The 16708-nt window shown below is 69.8% G+C and carries 17 protein-coding genes; 7 read left to right on the plus strand and 10 right to left on the minus strand.

Going from position 1 to position 16708, the window contains the following annotated elements; genetic code table 11:
- The first annotated feature begins 123 nt into the window (after nucleotides 1-123).
- Nucleotides 124-1518, plus strand: a complete 1395-nt coding sequence (locus Q9G87_RS43805; RefSeq protein ID WP_305922538.1) for an MFS transporter — start codon at nucleotides 124-126, stop codon at nucleotides 1516-1518.
- On the opposite strand, the gene Q9G87_RS43810 is transcribed toward Q9G87_RS43805, so the two are convergent.
- Together Q9G87_RS43810 and Q9G87_RS43815 are read right to left on the minus strand one after the other, a co-directional pair.
- A complete protein-coding gene (locus tag Q9G87_RS43810; protein WP_305922539.1) occupies nucleotides 1478-1948 on the minus strand; it encodes a TIGR03618 family F420-dependent PPOX class oxidoreductase in 471 nt (156 codons plus the stop codon). The two genes, Q9G87_RS43805 and Q9G87_RS43810, sit on opposite strands and share 41 nt — an antisense overlap.
- A 16-nt stretch (nucleotides 1949-1964) precedes the next feature.
- Nucleotides 1965-2363 (minus strand): ester cyclase, encoded by a 399-nt coding sequence (locus Q9G87_RS43815; protein ID WP_305922540.1) that lies wholly within the window; start codon nucleotides 2361-2363, stop codon nucleotides 1965-1967.
- 37 nt (nucleotides 2364-2400) lie between these two features.
- Here Q9G87_RS43815 and Q9G87_RS43820 point away from each other — a divergent pair, with 37 nt between their 5' ends.
- The gene (locus Q9G87_RS43820; RefSeq protein WP_305922541.1) at nucleotides 2401-3612 is read left to right on the plus strand and encodes an amidohydrolase; all 1212 of its coding nucleotides are present in this window, start codon (nucleotides 2401-2403) and stop codon (nucleotides 3610-3612) included.
- A 60-nt stretch (nucleotides 3613-3672) separates the two neighbouring features.
- Entirely contained in the window at nucleotides 3673-4758 is a 1086-nt protein-coding gene (locus Q9G87_RS43825) for a PrsW family intramembrane metalloprotease (protein ID WP_305922542.1), read from the plus strand.
- Here the strand turns inward: Q9G87_RS43825 and Q9G87_RS43830 are convergent, their stop codons facing one another.
- Nucleotides 4759-5622 carry an alpha/beta fold hydrolase gene (locus Q9G87_RS43830; protein ID WP_305922543.1) on the minus strand — a complete coding sequence of 288 codons (864 nt, stop codon included), beginning with the start codon at nucleotides 5620-5622 and terminating at the stop codon, nucleotides 4759-4761. It lies immediately after the preceding gene.
- Between the two features lie 56 nt (nucleotides 5623-5678).
- Between Q9G87_RS43830 and Q9G87_RS43835 the strand changes: the two genes are divergently transcribed.
- Together Q9G87_RS43835 and Q9G87_RS43840 are read left to right on the plus strand one after the other, a co-directional pair.
- The gene (locus Q9G87_RS43835) at nucleotides 5679-6266 is read left to right on the plus strand and encodes a winged helix-turn-helix transcriptional regulator (RefSeq protein ID WP_305922544.1); all 588 of its coding nucleotides are present in this window, start codon (nucleotides 5679-5681) and stop codon (nucleotides 6264-6266) included.
- Nucleotides 6235-6858, plus strand: coding sequence for a pyridoxamine 5'-phosphate oxidase family protein (locus Q9G87_RS43840; protein ID WP_305922545.1), 624 nt, complete (start codon nucleotides 6235-6237; stop codon nucleotides 6856-6858). The genes Q9G87_RS43835 and Q9G87_RS43840 overlap by 32 nt, the downstream gene beginning before the upstream one ends.
- 533 nt (nucleotides 6859-7391) lie before the next feature.
- Here the strand turns inward: Q9G87_RS43840 and Q9G87_RS43845 are convergent.
- The gene (locus Q9G87_RS43845; RefSeq protein ID WP_305922546.1) at nucleotides 7392-7835 is read right to left on the minus strand and encodes a carboxymuconolactone decarboxylase family protein; all 444 of its coding nucleotides are present in this window, start codon (nucleotides 7833-7835) and stop codon (nucleotides 7392-7394) included.
- A gap of 91 nt (nucleotides 7836-7926) precedes the next feature.
- Nucleotides 7927-8373 carry a hypothetical protein gene (locus Q9G87_RS43850; protein WP_305922547.1) on the minus strand — a complete coding sequence of 149 codons (447 nt, stop codon included), beginning with the start codon at nucleotides 8371-8373 and terminating at the stop codon, nucleotides 7927-7929.
- 76 nt (nucleotides 8374-8449) lie between these two features.
- On the opposite strand from Q9G87_RS43850, the gene Q9G87_RS43855 reads away from it, so the two are divergent.
- Together Q9G87_RS43855 and Q9G87_RS43860 are read left to right on the plus strand one after the other, a co-directional pair.
- On the plus strand, nucleotides 8450-9544 hold the full coding sequence (locus Q9G87_RS43855) for an MFS transporter (protein ID WP_305922548.1): 1095 nt from the start codon (nucleotides 8450-8452) through the stop codon (nucleotides 9542-9544).
- Nucleotides 9545-9640: 96 nt separating this feature from the next.
- A complete protein-coding gene (locus tag Q9G87_RS43860; RefSeq protein ID WP_305922549.1) occupies nucleotides 9641-9892 on the plus strand; it encodes a hypothetical protein in 252 nt (83 codons plus the stop codon).
- Here Q9G87_RS43860 and Q9G87_RS43865 read toward each other — a convergent pair.
- The 5 genes from Q9G87_RS43865 to Q9G87_RS43885 all read right to left on the minus strand — a co-directional run bounded on the left by Q9G87_RS43865 (nucleotide 9889) and on the right by Q9G87_RS43885 (nucleotide 16668).
- Complete coding sequence (locus Q9G87_RS43865) at nucleotides 9889-10992, minus strand: DNA glycosylase AlkZ-like family protein (protein ID WP_305922550.1); 1104 nt, start codon at nucleotides 10990-10992, stop codon at nucleotides 9889-9891. The genes Q9G87_RS43860 and Q9G87_RS43865 overlap by 4 nt on opposite strands.
- Before the next feature lie 71 nt (nucleotides 10993-11063).
- Entirely contained in the window at nucleotides 11064-12752 is a 1689-nt protein-coding gene (locus Q9G87_RS43870) for an ABC transporter family substrate-binding protein (protein WP_305922551.1), read from the minus strand.
- An 18-nt stretch (nucleotides 12753-12770) separates the two neighbouring features.
- Nucleotides 12771-14786 (minus strand): dipeptide ABC transporter ATP-binding protein, encoded by a 2016-nt coding sequence (locus Q9G87_RS43875; protein ID WP_305922552.1) that lies wholly within the window; start codon nucleotides 14784-14786, stop codon nucleotides 12771-12773.
- Entirely contained in the window at nucleotides 14783-15685 is a 903-nt protein-coding gene (locus tag Q9G87_RS43880; protein ID WP_305922553.1) for an ABC transporter permease, read from the minus strand. The genes Q9G87_RS43875 and Q9G87_RS43880 overlap by 4 nt, the downstream gene beginning before the upstream one ends.
- Nucleotides 15685-16668, minus strand: a complete 984-nt coding sequence (locus tag Q9G87_RS43885) for an ABC transporter permease (RefSeq protein ID WP_305922554.1) — start codon at nucleotides 16666-16668, stop codon at nucleotides 15685-15687. The genes Q9G87_RS43880 and Q9G87_RS43885 overlap by 1 nt, the downstream gene beginning before the upstream one ends.
- Between the last annotated feature and the right edge of the window lie 40 nt (nucleotides 16669-16708).

Genomic DNA, 16708 nt, shown 5'->3' on the forward strand with positions numbered 1-16708 from the left:
GACAAGATTGCATGACCAACAGTTGAGAGAAGAGTAGACCCACGGTGCCGGGGTGATGAGCAAACGACACGCCCGGACGGGGCAAGGGGGATCACGCCGCGACGACGATCTAGCCTGAATGTCGTGAGATCTGCCGGTACGCTGGTCATCCTCCTCTCCGCATGGTTCATGGCCCAGTTCGACTTCTTCGTCGTCAACGTGGCCGCCCCCTCCATCGAGCACGACCTGCACACCGGCCCCGCCGCCCTCGAGCTGATCGTCGGCGGCTACGCCTTCACGTACGCGGCCGGCATGATCACCGGGGGCCGGTTGGGCGACCGCTACGGCTACCGGCGCCTGTTTATCTGGGGCGTGGCCGCGTTCACCGTCGCCTCGGTGTTGTGCGGGATCGCCGTGAACCCGGCCCAGCTGGTCGCCGCCCGCCTCCTGCAGGGCCTGGCGGGCGCGGCGATGGTGCCGCAGGTGCTGGCCACGATCTCGGCCGTCTACCCGCCGGGGGAGCGGAGCAGAGCCGTCGGCTGGTACGGCGCGGTCGGCGGTCTGGGCTCGATCGCCGGGCAGGTGCTGGGCGGGCTGCTGCTGACGGCCGACGTGTTCGGCCTCGGCTGGCGGATCGTCTTCCTCATCAACCTGCCTGTCGGCCTGGTCGTCGTGCCGCTGGCCGCGTGGCTGCTGCCGCACGTCGACACGGCCCGCCGGCCGAAGCTGGACCTGCCGGGCGCGGCGGGCCTGGCCGCGGGTCTGGCGCTGGTGCTGGTGCCGCTCGGCCTCGGTAACAGCCTGGGCTGGCCCGCCTGGACCTGGGTCAGCATGGCGGCGAGCGTCCCGGTGTTCGCGCTGACCTGGCGGTGGCAGCGGCTGCTCGGGGCGCGCGGCGGGCAGCCGGTGCTCGACCTGGCGCTGCTCAAGGTTCACTCCTACCTGGCGGGCGTCGGGTCGATCGTGGCCTTCATGGCGTACTTCGCCGCGTTCATGTTCACGCTGACGTTGCTGCTGCAGGGCGGGATGGGGCTGACGGCGTTCCAGGCGGGGCTGGCGTTCGCGCCGATGGGGGTGCTGTTCTCAGTTACCTCGGTGCTCGGGACGCGGCTGGTCGGGAGGTACGGGCTGATCGTCGTCATGATCGGCGGCACGGTCACGGCGCTCGGGCTCGGCCTGCTGGTGGCCGCGGCCGGGCTCGGGCTGCCGTACGTCATGGCCGCGCTCGTGCTCGTCGGCGCCGGCAACGGCCTGATCCTGCCGCAGCTCATCGGGGCGGCGCTGGTGGAGGTCGAGCCGCACCAGGCCGGCATCGGCTCCGGCATGCTGAGCACGGCGCAGCAGTTCGCGGGGGCCGGCGGGGTGGCGGTGATAGGGGCGGTGTTCTTCGCGGTCGCGCGGCACGGCGGCCACGTGGCGGCCATGCGCTGGTCGGCCGCCATCGACCTGGGACTCGTGCTGATCGTGATCGCGACCGTGGCCTACAACAGGAGCCGGGCTAGAGGCCGAGTGCGGTCCCGTACAGGCGTGACGCCCTGAGCCTGATCACCAGCCGCCGGTCGGTCACCATCTGCCGCAGGAACGCCGCCTCGTCGGTCAGGCCCGTCTGCATGGCGAGCAGCTCCATGCCCACTTCGTCCCCGGGCTCCGTGGTCACCGGCGACAGCTCCGCCTCGCCCTCGGCCACGGCGTACGACCAGAAGTCGTTGCTGGTCACGTAGAGAGCGCAGAGCGGGTCCTTGTGCAGATCCCGCACTTTGAGCCGGTCGGCGATGGTCGAGATCCGCACCACGCGCTGGCCCGGGTCCCACGTGTAGAGGACGGTGGACAGGTGGGGGTGGCCGCTGCTCTTGTTGGTGGCCAGCGCGCCGAAACGCTGCTGCGCCAGCAGCAGCGTCATCTCCTCGTCCGTCAGCGACCTCAGTCCCGCGCCCGGTTCGATTTCCTGCGGCACCTCATCGTCCTCCATCGGGGTTGGGGACGATTCACCCTATCCCAAGCTGCCGGTTGAACGTCTGGGCGTCCGAGATCACCCAGTATTCGGCGAACTTGTCGCCGTCGGCTCGCAGGATGTCGTGGCCGCTGAAGGCCACCCACGTCCCCGCCGCGGCGCTCGCGCCGGGCAGACCGCCCCGGTAGGCGCCGCTGAACGTCCACCGCGCCGCCACCCGGTCCCCGTCCACGATCGGGCCCACGTCCAGCGTGACCTTGACGTCGTCGAAGGGCGCGTGCCCTTGTCGCAGCGCCTCCACCAGCCCATCGGATCCGTGCACGTCCATGCCGGGCCAGTGGCCGACGAAGCCGGGGGTGACGAGGTCGTGGGCGAGCTTGAAGTCTCCGTTCCACATCTCGAGCAGCCAGCGCTCGTACAGTTCCGCGATCATTCAGGCCTGCTACCCATTGCCCGATAAGTTACGAGTCGTGAATTTTGCTATTACTGGCGGATATGTCGTGCCCGTTGACAGTGCCCCCATCGACGGTGGCGTCGTTCTCATCGTGAACGGGAGGATCGCCGAGGTCGGCGCGGACGTGCGGATCCCCGACGGCTTCGAGGTCGTGGACGCCGCGGGCGGCTGGGTGCTGCCCGGCTTCGTCGAGGCCCACGGCCACCTGGGCGTGCACGAGGAGGCCGAGGGATGGGCCGGCAGCGACACCAACGAGATGACCGACCCCAACGGCGCCCGCCTGCGTGCACTCGACGCGATCAACCCGGCCGACCTCGCCTTCGCCGACGCCCTCTCCGGCGGCGTGACGACCGCCGTGATCAAGCCGGGCTCCGGCAACCCCATCGGCGGCCAGACGGTCGCGGTCAAGTGCTGGGGCAGGACGGTCGACGAGATGCTGATCAAGGAGCCGGTGAGCGTCAAGAGCGCGCTCGGCGAGAACCCCAAGCGTGTGTACGGCGACCAGAAGAAGCTGCCCTCCACCCGCCAGGGGGTCGCGGCGGTGATCCGCGACGCGTTCATGAAGGCCCAGGACTACAAGGCCAGGAAGGCCGCCGCGGCGGACGAGGGCAAGCCGTTCGACCGTGACGGCACGTTGGAGGTCCTGGTCCGCGTGCTGGACGGCGAGCTGCCGTGGTGCCAGCACACGCATCGGGCCGACGACATCGCCACCGCGCTGCGGCTGGCGGCCGAGTTCGGCTACCGCCTGGTGATCAACCACGGCACCGAAGGGCACCTGCTGGCCGACACGCTGGCCGCCAGGAACGTCCCCGTGATCATCGGGCCGCTCTTCACCAGCCGGTCGAAGGTCGAGCTGCGGCAGCGCTCGCTCCGCAACCCCGGCATCCTGGCGCGGGCCGGGGTCGAGCTAGCCATCACCACCGACCATCCCGTCGTGCCGATCCACTTCCTCGTCCACCAGGCCACGCTGGCGGTCAAGGACGGACTCGACCGCGACGCCGCGCTGCGGTCGATCACCGTGAACCCGGCCCGCATCATGGGCATCGACGACCGGGTCGGCGCGCTGCGGCCGGGGCTCGACGGCGACGTGGTCATCTGGTCCGGGGATCCGCTGGACGTCATGAGCCGGGCGCTGAGAGTGTTCATTTCCGGCCGGGAGGTGTATTCGTACACGGAGGGTGAGCCCATCGTGGCGGATCCGTACTACCGAGATTCAAGTCATCGTTAAGCGTCTGTAGATGCGCGGCGCGCATAGTGGGCGGATCAGACGGGAAGAGAGGCGCCAACCATGACAGCTCCTTTGCTTGCTCAGCGCCCCAGCAAGGCGCTGGTGATCGGCTTGGTCGTCTCGGGAATCCTCGCGCTGCTCGTGCTGGCCCTCATGCTGATCTCGGGCGGGCCCGCCGGGTTCGCGTTGTCGGCGGTGCTCGCGGTGGCGCCGCTGCCGGTGCTGCTGGCCGCGGTGCTCTCCCTTGATCGGCTGGAGCCGGAGCCGAAGCTGCATCTGGCGTTCGCGTTCGCGTGGGGTGCGGGGGTGGCCGTCGTGGTCGCCGTGGGGTTCACGCTGCTCGGCCAGCAGCTGTTCGTCAGGGCCGGCTACGGCGCCGCGGTCGCCGAGAACATGGGCACCGTCCTGCTCGCCCCCGTGATCGAGGAGGCGCTCAAGGGCTCGGCGCTGCTGCTGCTCCTGCGCAGGAGGCGCGAGATCGACGGCCTGACCGACGGCATCGTGTACGCCTCCATGGCGGGCCTGGGCTTCGCCGCGGTCGAGAACGTCGGCTACTACCTGCTCGCGTTCGGCGAGGACGGCGTCGGCGGTGCGATCCAGCTGTTCGTGTTGCGCGGCCTGATCGACCCGCTCGGCCACCCGGTCTACACCTCGATGATCGGCCTCGGCGTCGCCTACGCGCTGACGAGCCGCTCGCCCGCCAGGTTCGCCGCGATCCCCCTCGGCTATCTCGGCGCGGTCTTCCTGCACGCGCTCTGGAACGGCTCGGCCACCACGGGTTCGCTGGCCTGGCTGGGCGTGGCGTACCTGGTGATCATGGCGGCGCTCGTCCTGCTGATCGTCGTGACCGTCGTCGAACGCCGCCACCTCGTCGGCAAGATGGCCGTCTACCTGCCCGGCTACCGGCCCACCGGGCTCGTCACCGACCAGGACGTCCGGATGCTCAGCACGTTGTCGGCACGCAAGGCGGCCCGCAGGTGGGCCAGGGGAGCAGGGCTCGGCCGGGCCATGAGCGACTATCAGCAGGCGGCCACCGAGCTGACCATGCTGCACCTGCGGGCCGAACGGCGGGGCATGGACCCGGCCAGGTTCGCGGTGGAGCGGGACGCCTACCTGGGGGCGATGGCGCACGCCCGCCGCTGGTGATCAGCGGGGCAGCAGGAAGTTCGACAGGTGGGCGAGCACCGCGTCCGGCTGCTCCTCGGCCAGGAAGTGCCCGCACTCGGGGATCTCGGCCCCGCGCACGTCAAGGGCGTAATCCCGCCAGATGTCCAGCACCGGCACTCTGCTCGGCAGCCCGGCGGCGCCCCACAGCGCGAGGACCGGCATCTCCAGGCGCCGGCCCGCGTCCCAGTCGGCGTCGTCATGCTGGGCGTCGTGCGGGAACGAGGCCCGGTAGTCCTCGAACCCGGCCCGCAGTGCGCCCGGCTGCTCGAACGCGCGCACGTACTCCTCGACGTCCAGCCGTGAGCGCTGCACCGTCCACTTCTCGAAGAAATAGCCCAGGTAGCCGCGGACGTCCTGGCCCGCCAGCCGCTCCGGCAGATCGGGCTGCAGGTGGAACGTCCAGTGCCAGGTGCCCGACGCCAGGCCGGTCGTCATGTCGAACCTGCGCCACATCTCCCTGGTCGGGATGATGTCCATGACCACGAGCCGCTCCACCTCGCCTGGGTGGTCGAGCGCGTAGCGGTGGGCGACCCTGGCGCCCCGGTCGTGGCCGGCGAGCACGAGCGTGGAGTGGCCGAGCGAGCGCGCCAGGGCGCGGATGTCGGCCGCCATCGTGCGCTTGTCGTAGCCGGTGACCGGCTTGTCCGTGCGGCCGTACCCGCGCAGGTCGGGCGCGACGACCGTGAAGTTGCCGGCCAGGGCGGGGATGAGCCGCCGCCAGCAGTGGGAGGTCTGCGGCCAGCCGTGCAGCAGGACCAGCAACGGCCCTTCGCCGGCGATCAGGTAGTGCATGCGCAGGCCGTCGAGGTCGGCCATGCGCGATTCGATGGCCGGTTCGGTCATTGAACTCATGGTGCCGCACGCTAGCACGGTTCGGTGAATGAACTAACATGCGCCCCATGGCGCTCGGCAAGAACTACGACGGTCAAGACTGCTCCCTCGCCAAGGCCCTGGAGGTGATCGGCGAGCGGTGGACGCTGCTCGTGGTCCGCGACGCCATGTACGGCGTGCGGCGCTTCGGCGACTTCCAGGCCCACCTCGACATCCCGCGAGCCGTTCTCTCCCAGCGGCTCGCCACGCTCGTCGCGGCCGGCGTCCTCGACCGACGCCGCTACCAGGATGCGCCGCCGCGCGACGAGTACGTCCTGACCCCCATGGGCCGCGAGCTCTGGCCGCCCGTGCTGGCCCTGACGCAGTGGGGCGAGCGCCATCTCGCCGCGCACGGCCCCCGTCGCCTGTACCACCACGTGACCTGCCGGACTCGGCTCGACCCCCAGTCCGGCTGCCCGGCCTGCCGTCGGAGCGTCCCGCTGGAGGAGGTCGAGGTCCGCCCCGGGCCGGGCCTGCGCCATGACACGCGCGAGGACCTGGTCAGTCTCGCCCTTCGGACACCACACCGGATGTTGGCTCCCATTCCTGACAAAATCATCAGGGAAACCCTCGAAGGGAGATCACATGAGCTGGGCGGAGATCGGGTCCGAGGCTGAGCTGCGCGAACTGCTAGGGGAGGTCATGCCGAGGGCGGCCAGCAAGGAGCGGGTACGCCTGCACGAGCGCGACCGGCAGTGGCTGGCGGCCTCGCCGTTCTGTCTGATCGCCACCTCCGACGACCAGGGCAACTGTGACGTCTCGCCCAAGGGCGACCCCGCCGGGTTCGTCCACGTCATCGACGACGCGACGATCGCCATCCCGGACCGCCCAGGGAACCGCAGAGCGGACGGATTCCTCAATATCCTGAAAAATCCGCATGTAGGGTTGGTCTTTCTCATTCCCGGCCGCAACGAGACCCTCCGCATCAACGGCCGGGCGCGGCTCGTCCGCGAAGCCCCGTTCTTCGATGAGATGATCGTCAAGGGTCACCGCCCGCATCTCGCCCTCGTCGTGGAGATCGAGCAGATCTTCTTCCACTGCGCCAAGGCGTTCCTGCGCTCCGGGCTGTGGAAGCCGGACACCTGGGGCGGCGATAACCTGCCCTCGCACGCGCGGCTGGTCAAGGACGTGCAGGCGGTGCAGGAGAGCCTCGAGGAGCTCGAGAGCTACTACGGCGAGACGTACGCCAAGAAGCTGTACGCCTCCTGACCTGCGACGACCCAGGCCGCACGCCGGCCTGGGTCGTCCGGTGGGCTAGGCGGCAGGCGTGGGACCGCCGGGGAAACGGATCACATTCCTGCCGGTGTAGGCCCGCAAATCGATCACCTTGGGATCTGCGGGCGGCTTGTGGCGGTCTGCCGACCGAATGTCGCGGACCTTGTGCCTGGCAACGTGTGGCGGCACCGCCACAAGCCTCTTCATCGTGAGCCCCCCGTGATGTTCTTGTTATCTATGTTATCTACAGATACCCCCGTAAGTTTGCTGTAAGGAGCAAGTCAGTAGGGGAGTCTGCGACCTGCCGGTGAACGCAGGTCCAACTCCATGGCGGGCCGCGGACGTCGCCTGGCCGTCGCCTTGGTGACTTTGACGCGTTTCACGGTGTATCCCCCTTCCGAAGCGCGTCGTTCTCCTTTCACGACTGTGCGCCGCGCCGTTTGGCGACGGCTTGGCGGGCGCTTGCCACCCGCCATGCGCGCCAACCTAGCTCCAGTGCCGGTCCGGCTCAATGCATTTCCACGAGGTCAGGTACCGGGCGTGAGCCGGGCGGTGACGCCGATCCGGTTCCAGGCGTTGATCATGGCGATCGTCGCGATCAGCAGCGCGAGCTGCTTCTCGCTGTAGTGCTCGCCGGCCTGCTGCCACACGGCGTCCGGCACGCCTTCCCGGTCGGGCAGCCTGGTCGCCTCCTCCGTCAGCGCCAGCGCGGCCCGCTCGGCCGGCGTGAAAACCGTGGCCTCACGCCAGGCCGCCACCATCCACAACCGCTCGTCGCTCTCGCCCGCCTTCTTCATGTCGCGGCTGTGCATGTCCACGCAGTAACCGCAGCCGTTGATCTGGCTGGCGCGCAGCTTGACGAGTTCGATGGTGGCGGCCGGCAGCTCGCTGTCGTGCAGGATCTTCTCCACCGCCAGGAAGTGGTGGTACACCTCGGGGATGTTCTTGGCGACGTTGATCCGCTGGGTCATGTGAGCCTCCTCAGTTTTCGCTCTTACATCAACAGGACGGGATAGGCCGCCCGGTTGTGACAGCTTCGGAGGAAAACCTTGGATGCCGCGGTCAGCCCAGGCAGTTACCCCAGGACTGACGGCCGCCCCACGCCTCGACCCGGCCGGCGGGGTCGCGGGTCCAACCGGCGTAGCGTACGCACTTCCAGCTCCCGTCGAGGTGGCCGGTCTCGGCGTAGTAGCGATACTTCTGCTCGTCCTGCGACTTGCCGCCGCCCTTCACCTCGAGGTAGGCGCCGGTCACCGAGCGGATGCCCTGGTAGACGGTCTTGATCGCGGCGACGCAGTTCTTGCCGGAGCGCTTGTTGTACATGAGGTACACGTGTCCGAACACGGCGCCGCGCGTCTTCATCGCCCGGTGCCCGTCCTTGACGCGGTGGAAGCCGGGGCCGCAGATGCGCTCAGGCGTGTAGCGCGCCGTGGCGGCGTAGGCGGAGGAGGGAAGGGCGGCGATCCCGGTGGCGACCAGAGCGGCCGCGATGACCGTTCGCGTGAGCACGGTTTTCCCTTCGACAGGGGATATAAGGACATCGATGATCTTTACTGTGACTTGACCGTAATTGCAAGGGGGTTGGATGCCGCTCATCGCGGTTTGCGCGGCCTGGGCCGTGTTCTGGGGCTCCTGGTCGGCCCTGCTGCCCGCCATCAAGCTGGAGCTGGGCATCTCGGCGGGCGACCTCGGGCTGGCCCTGAGCGCCGTACCGGTCGGGGCCCTGCCCGCGATGGCGTTCACCGGGCGGCTGGCACGGGGGCGTGAGCGGTCTGCCCTGATGGTGACCACGACGTTGTTCGCGCTCAGCGTGGCCTGCGTCGGCCTGGTCGGCTCGCTCTGGCAGCTGGGGGCGGCGTTGCTGCTCGTGGGCGCCGCCAGCGGCGCGCTGGACATCGCGCTGAACCTGGCCACCGGGCGGGTCGAACGCGAGAGCGGCCGCCGGCTCTTCCAGCTGGTGCACGCGGCGTTCCCTGTCGGGGTCATCGCCGCCGCCCCGGCCACGGGGCTGGCCCGCTCGCTCGGGTACGGCGCCGGCGCGGTGCTCGCGGCCATCGCGGTGATCGTGGTCGTCACGTCGTTGTCACTGCTGGCACTGCCCATGAGACGTACGGCAGCCGAAGCCCCCTCGCACACCGGCAGGCGCGGGCTCTGGAGGGTCGCCGCCGTGCTCGGGGCGCTGGCAGCCTGCGTGCTCATCATCGAGAACTCGGTCGAGCAATGGTCGGTGCTGCTGCTGGAGGACCATCGCGGCGCCACGCCGCTCGTGTCGAGCGCCGCGCCCGCGGTCTACATGGGGGCGCTCACCGCCGGGCGGCTCATCGTGCAGGCGCTGCCGCGGGTGCCGCTCAGGGCGATGTACCTGGTGGCGGGGGTGGGTGGCGGGGCGGGCATCGCGCTGGCCGCCCTGGGCGGCACCGTAGTGATCTCCATGGTGGGGTTCGCGGTGACCGGGCTGGCGCTCGGGCCGCTGGTGCCCGCCCTGCTCAGCCGCTCGGCCGCCGACGATCCGAGCGGGACGCTGGTGTGGGGCGTGTCCACGATCTCGTACACCGGCTTCGTGGTCAGCCCGCTGCTCGTGGCCGGTCTGAGCGGGTGGTTCGGCCTGCCCGTGGCGCTGGCCGCGCTCGGGCTGCTGGGACTGCCGCTGGTGGCCCGCTTCGCGGTGGAACGTTCGTGACGGGCGGAGACGGCCTGATTATGGTGATGCTTTGGGGAAAGGAGAGCACGGAACGGGGTATCCCCCCGGGCGGACACGACTGCAAAGGGGATCACCATGGCTGTCTGCGAGAGCTGCGGCAACGATTACGACATGGCGTTCGAGGTGCACGCGCAGGGATCGGTGCACACCTTCGACTGCTTCCAGTGCGCGATCGAGGCCATGGCACCGGTGTGCGAGCACTGCGGCACCAAGGTCATCGGGCACGGGGTCCAGGCCGGTGACCACTGGTATTGCTGCGCCCACTGCGCCCGTGAGGAGGGCACCAAGGGCATCGTCGACCGCGTCATGGCGGGCACCACGTCCTAGGGTTTCAGGAGGTCGCGCACGCGGGCGACGGCCTCCTCCAGCGGCCACTGGGGCACCGGCGCGTCGAGATCCAGGACGATGTCGCCGTTCCTGGCCTCCCAGACGCCCGCCACCCGGCCCCCGTGGACGACCACGGGGGAGATCCACCCTGCCTGCCGGCTGACCTTGGGTTTGAGCGACGGCGGGAGGAGCGGGGCCAGCGTGCGCGGGGCGGCCAGAATGTATTGATCGAAGCCCGGCAGCAGGTGGACCTCGGCCGACGGCCGGGTGTCCGCCAGGTCGTCCAGGTGCTCCTTCAGCGCCGGCAGGGTCGTCCCGTCCTCGGTCTCGACCTCGGTCAGCTCCGGCGCCAGGTCGCGGAACCAGCCCTTCAGCACGGCCTTCCTGGCCACGCCGCCGAACAGCCAGGCATCGAACATCTCCGGCGTCGCCGGGCCGTGCGCGCCGAGGAACGCCCGCGCCACGCGTACGCCCGCCTCCTCGAACGGCGGCGGCTCGGAGGGCCAGCCGGGGATCCAGGCGCGCGGGGCGGTGAACGTCACCCTGCCTTCGCGGGGCGGGCCGTAGCACAGCTCGCCCAGGCGGCTGAGCGGCTTGAGCAGCGCGCCCCAACCGGAGGTGAGCGCCTGCCGCAGGTGAGCGTTGCCGGTCACCGCCACCACGGCGTCGACCAGCTCCTCGCGGGTCAGTGGGCGCCCAGCCCCATCGCTCAGCGCCTGCGGGACCGCCTCGATGATCGCAGCGATCTCGGCGGCGGTCACCCCGTGGCCGCGCTGCCACGACCCCTTCTCCCAGAACCGCAACGTGCTCAGGGCGGCGCAGTATCCGGCCAGCTCGTCGGCGGGGACGAGATGGAGGGTGCCGCGCATGATCCACGTCTTGGCGAGTGTCCGGTCGGTCCACAGGGCGCGGTCGATCTCGCCGGGCTCGGGCTCGGCGCTCCTGACCGCCACCGCCAGCTGCGCCGACGACGGGACCTGGGTCTGCACGCCGCACAACCTCCGGGCCACGCTCACGGCGTCGGGCCCGCCGGCTCCGCTCACGAACTGCCTGCGCAGGCGCCACGCGAGGATCTGCGCCCAGGTAACCTTCGTCGTCACTCGCCCTTTGTACACCCCGCCCACCGACAATCCCGCCGCGAGGGGCTGTCCGGCCCCCGGTGCCCGCAGGGTCAGCGCATGAAGCCGATGTTCTCGTAGCGGAGGTCGTAGAAGCCGCGCGCCCCCGCGTTGGCCAGCGTCGCCTTGGTCGCGACCAGCTGCGGCCGCTGGTAGAGCGGCAGCACGTTCACCTCCTGCCAGATCAGCTCATCAGCGGCGTTGGTGGCCGCGCGCGCCCGCACCGGGTCCAGGCTCTGCGCGGCCCGGCTCATGGCCTGGTCGATGGCCGCCGACCCGGTACGCCCGAAGTTCGCGTTCCACGTCTTCCCGTCGGGCGAGTTCGCGTAGATCCCGTAACTACTGGACACCGGGAACGGCGTCCCGATGTAGGCGAACGGCGTGATGTCGAAGTTCCCGGGGATCACGTAACTGGTGAAGAAGTCGTCACTCGGCACCGCCTTGATCGTCAGCTTCACCCCGATCTGCGCGAGCATGCTCTGGGCCAGTTCCCCTTCCGCCTTGCTGATCTGCACCCCCGACGGCACCACGAACCGCAGATCCAGCGTCTTGCCGTTCTTCTGCCTGACCGCCCCGTTCAGCTTCCACCCGGCCGCGTCCAGCAGTTGCCGCGCCCGCTGGGGGTTGTACACCCCCAGCGCTCCCGCGTTGTCCTGGTAGCCCTCCTGGGTGTTCATGAAGAAGTGGTTGTTCAGCAGCGCTATCGGCCAGTTCAGCCCCTGCAGGTCGGACTGCGCGATGGCCTGGCGGTTGATGCCCAGCTGGATCGCCTGCCGCACGTTCCGGTCCCGCAGCAGCTCGCTCGACCCGTTGAAGGTGAAGTGCCGGAAGTCAGGCCCCGCCGCCTGGCGTACCTGTGCACCTGCCGTGGCCTTGGCCCGCGCGTAGTCGGGGGCGGACGGGCCTATGTCGATGATGTCGAGCTCGCCGTTGCTGAACGCCCCGATCAGCGAGTCCTGCTCGGACGCCCGATAAATGATCTTGTCGAGCTTGGCCCGCTCACCCCACCAGGCATCGTCCCGGACCAGCGTGATCGTCTTGGCTGTCTGGTCGAACCCCCCGAACTTGAACGGCCCGGCCGTCACGGGGATCTTGTTCAGCCAGGCGGTGTTGAACGCCTCCGGCGTGCGGTTCGCGGCGGCGGGCAGCAGCGGACCGAAGAGCGCCTGCCAGTCGCTGAACGGCCGGGCGAACGTGACGATCACCTCGAAGTCGTCCTTCCCCCGCGCCACCTTCTTGATGTCCTGGTAGCCGGTGGCCGAGACGATGCGGTAGGCCGAGTCCCGCCCGTTCAATGCCTGCCACTGAGCCTGGTAGTCGGCCCACGTGATCGGCCGCCCGTCGGACCAGCGTGCCTTCGGGTTCAGTGTGTACGTCACCACCTGCTCGGGCCGCTGATCGGTGACCTTCGCGTCCAGCATGTAGTCCCGGTTGACGGAGATCTCCGCCTTCTCGTCCGACACGAACGGTGACGGCAGCAGCGCGTTGCTCACCGAGGCCGCCACGGCCAGGTTGCCGTCCACGTGGTTCCTGTTCCACTGCGCGGGGAACTCGTTGATCCCCCACCGCAGCGTCCCCCCGTCCTTGACCTTGTCGCGCGGCTGCGCGTTGATGTCGAAGGCCTTGACCGTATGGTCGTCGCCGGCTCCATCCCCGGTCCTAGGGCCGTTTCCCGCCCCGCCGCCGCACCCTCCCAGTGCCACGACAACGGCGGCGGCCGTGACAAGACGTGCTGCTTTCATCGAGCGATTCCTCCTGGTCTATACGACTTCACGCCGCTCGGCGTAGTGGCAGGCCGCGCCCTGGTCCTCGCCCAGCGGCCGCACCTCGGGCTCGACGTCCACGCAGCGCTTGCGCTCTTCGTCGGTCAGCTCGGCACGGAACTTGGGGCACCTGGTGCGGAAACGGCAGCCCGACGGAGGGTGGGCCGGGCTGGGCAGGTCGCCGTGGAGCAGGATGCGCCGCCGCGACCGCTCGCGTACCGGATCGGGCAGTGGGATCGCCGACAGCAGAGCCTGCGTGTACGGATGCGCCGGGGCCTCGTAGACGGCGTCCACCTGGCCGATCTCGGCGATCTTGCCGAGGTGCATCACCGCGACCCGGTCGGCGATGTAACGCACCACGGCCAGGTCGTGCGCCACGAACAGATAAGACAGCCCGAGCCTGGCCCTCAGGGCGTCGAGCAGATTGATCACCCCGGCCTGGATTGACACGTCGAGTGCCGAGACAGGCTCGTCCAGCACCAGCAGCTGGGGCTCCAGCGCGAGCGCCCTGGCGATGCCGATGCGCTGCCGCTGCCCGCCCGAGAAGTCCTGCGGGTAGCGGGCGGCGTGCGAGAGGTCCAGCCCGACCAGGGACAGCAGCTCGGCGACCCGGCGCCCGGGGGCGCGCCGCCCGTGGGTACGCAACGGCTCGGCCAGGATGTCGTGCACGGTCATGCGCGGGTCGAGCGAGGCCATCGGGTCCTGGAAGACGACCTGCATGTCACGCCTGATCGCGGTGCGCTCCCCTCGGCCGAGCCGGGCCGTGTCGTGCCCGAGCACGACGATGCGGCCCTCCTGCGGCTTGGCCAGCTCGAGTATCTGCGTCAGCGTGGTCGTCTTGCCGCTGCCCGACTCGCCGACCAGCCCGAGCGTCTCGCCCTCCCGTACGTCGAACCCGATCCCGGCCACGGCGTGCACGGTGCCCACCCGGCGCTTGAACACCGCCCCGCGCACCAGTGGATAGTCCTTGACCAAGCCGCGGACCTCCAGCACCGTGCGCTCGCCGCGCGCCGCCCGGGCCTCCCGCGGCCCCGCCGGCTCCGCGAGCCCCGGCGGATGCACTTCGTCCCACCGGATGCACGCCGCCCCGTGCCCTGCCCCCACCTCGAACAGCGGCGGCTCTCCCTCGTCGCACGCGTCCACCTTCATCGGGCAGCGCGGCGCGAACGGGCAGCCCGGCGGCAGCGCCGCCGGCGAGGGCGGGTTGCCCTCGATCGGCACGAGCGGCCGCCGCCCGCCCCGGTCCACCCGCGGCACGGAGCCCAGCAGGCCCACGGTGTACGGCATGCGCGGCCCGTAGTAGATGTCGTCCACGTCGCCCACCTCGACCGGGCGCCCGGCGTACATGACCAGCACCCGGTCGGCGAACCCGGCCACCACGCCGAGATCGTGCGTGATCATGATGATGGCGGCGCCGGTCTTCCGCTGCGCCTTCTTGAGCACCTCCAGCACCTGCGCCTGGATGGTGACGTCGAGCGCCGTGGTCGGCTCGTCGCAGATGATCACGTCGGGGTCGTTGGCGATGGCCATCGCGATCACCACGCGCTGCCGCATGCCTCCGGAGAACTCGTGCGGGAAGGCCAGCGCCCGCTCGGCCGGATACGGGATGCCGACGAGCTCCAGCAGCTCGATGGCCTTGACCAGAGCGGTCTCCTTGCTGACCCGCTGGTGCACGCGCACGGCCTCGGCGATCTGGTCGCCGACCCGGTAGACCGGGGTGAGCGCCGACAGCGGGTCCTGGAACACCATCGACATGGTCTTGCCGCGCAAGGCGGTCAGCTCCCGTTCCGGGGCCCCGATCAGCTCCTTGCCGTGCAGCCGCACCGATCCGGTGACGCGTGCGCCGGGCGGCAGCAGCCCCATGACGGCGGCCGAGGTGACGGACTTGCCCGAGCCGGACTCGCCCACGATGCCGAGGACCTCGCCGGGGCGTACGGAAAAGCTGATCCCGCGCACCGCCGGCACGTCGCCGAACGCCACGTTGAGGTCGGTCACCTCGAGGACCGGGCTCATCGTTTGGCCCCCGGGTCGAAGGCGTCGCGCAAGGCGTCGCCCATGAGGTTGACCGCGAGCACCGTGACCACCAGCAGCCCGGCCACGAACCAGAACGTCCACGGCGCGTACGTGGCCGTCTTGGAGCCGTCGGCGATAAGCGTGCCGAACGACACGTCCGGCGGCTGGATGCCGAACCCGAAGTACGACAGCGAGGTCTCGGTGAGTATCGCCGCGCTGACGTTGAGCGTGGCGTCCACGATCAGCAGGGACGCCAGATTGGGGATCACGTGCCGGAACACGATCCGCGCCGGCGGCACCCCCATGTAGCGGGCGGCCTGGATGAACTCCCGCTCCTTCAGCGAGATGGTCATCCCCCTGACGATCTTCGAGGTGACCATCCACAGGAACAGCGCGAGCATGAGCACGAACAGCGGCCACTGCCCCGACTCGAACAGCGGCGACATGATCGCCAGGATGAGGAATCCCGGCAGCACGAGCAGCAGGTCGGTCATCCAGCTCAGCACCCGGTCGGTCCAGCCCAGGAAGTAGCCGGCGAACGCCCCGACCACGGCCGCGAGCGCTGTGGACACCAGAGCCGCCAGCAGGCCCACGACCAGTGACTTCTGCATTCCGCGCAGGGTCAGCGCGTAGACGTCGGCGCCGGTCTGGAGCGTTCCGAACCAGTGGGAGGACGACGGCGGCTGCAGGAACGCCGTGAAATCCTTGTCCGTGTAGCTCCACCGGCTGAACAGCGGGCCGGCGAACGCCAGCACGAACATCACCGCCAGCACCACGAACCCGGCCACCCCCTGACGGGAGCGGAAGAACCGCCCGGCGACCACCCGCACCCGCGACGGATAGGTGACCATGACGCCGTCGGACAGCTCCTCGGCCACCTCCTCCTCGTGCAGCGTCATCAGGCCCGCACCCTCGGATCGAGGGCCGCGCGCAGCAGGTCGGCGGCCAGCGAGGCGCACAACACGGCGATCGCGGCCAGGAGGGAGATGGCCGCGACGGTGTTGACGTCGTTGGTGAAGATCGAGTTGATCAGCTGCTCGCCCAGCCCGTGCCAGCCGAAGATCTTCTCCGTGAACGTCGCCCCCGTCAGCAGCGCGCCGAACATGAACGCGAAATAGGTCACCACCGGGATCAGCGCGGTTCGCAGCGCGTGCGTGACGAGCGCCCTGCGCCTGCTCAGCCCCTTGGCCATGGCCGTGCGCAGGAAGTCGGCGCCGAGCACGTCGAGCATCATGTTGCGCTGATAGCGGCTGAAGACCGCGATGAGACCGACCGACAGCGAGATCGTCGGCAGAATCAGGTGCTGCAGCCGGTCCACCACCTGACCCCAGAATCCGGCGGCAAGCCCGTCGCTGTATTCGCCGCTGACGAGGAACACCTGGCGGCCGAAGACGTGCTCGTTGGCCCAGGTGGCCACCAAGATCATCATGTTGGCCAGGACGACCACCGGCACCGCGAGGACGACGAACGACAGGCCGGTCGAGAGCCGATCGAACCACCCGTATTGCCGGACCGCCGCCAGCGCCCCGACGATCACCCCGAGCGCGCTGCCGAACAGCAGCCCCAGCATGACCAGCCGGAACGTGACGCCCATGCGCCGCTTGAGATCCTCATTGACCGGCGAGCCCACGACCGTTTTGCCGAAGTCGCCGCGGAGCACCCCGGTGCCCCAGGTGGCGTAACGCTGCAGCAGGGGTGTCTTGTCGTTGAGATTGAGCGCGGTGAGCTGGGCGTCGACCACGGCGGGCGGCGGCTTGGGCGTGCGGTCGGCGTAGTTGGAGCGCGGGTCCAGGGCCGTGGCCGCCAGGAGGTAGGCGAGACTTGCGGCCACCGCGACGAGCACGACGGACGAGAGCAGCCTGCGGACCAGAAACCCGGCCATCGCCTCCCCCTCTGACGCGCACGGCATGTAGTCATATAGC

It is taken from the genome of Nonomuraea turcica (assembly GCF_030718205.1).
GTDB lineage: Bacteria > Actinomycetota > Actinomycetes > Streptosporangiales > Streptosporangiaceae > Nonomuraea.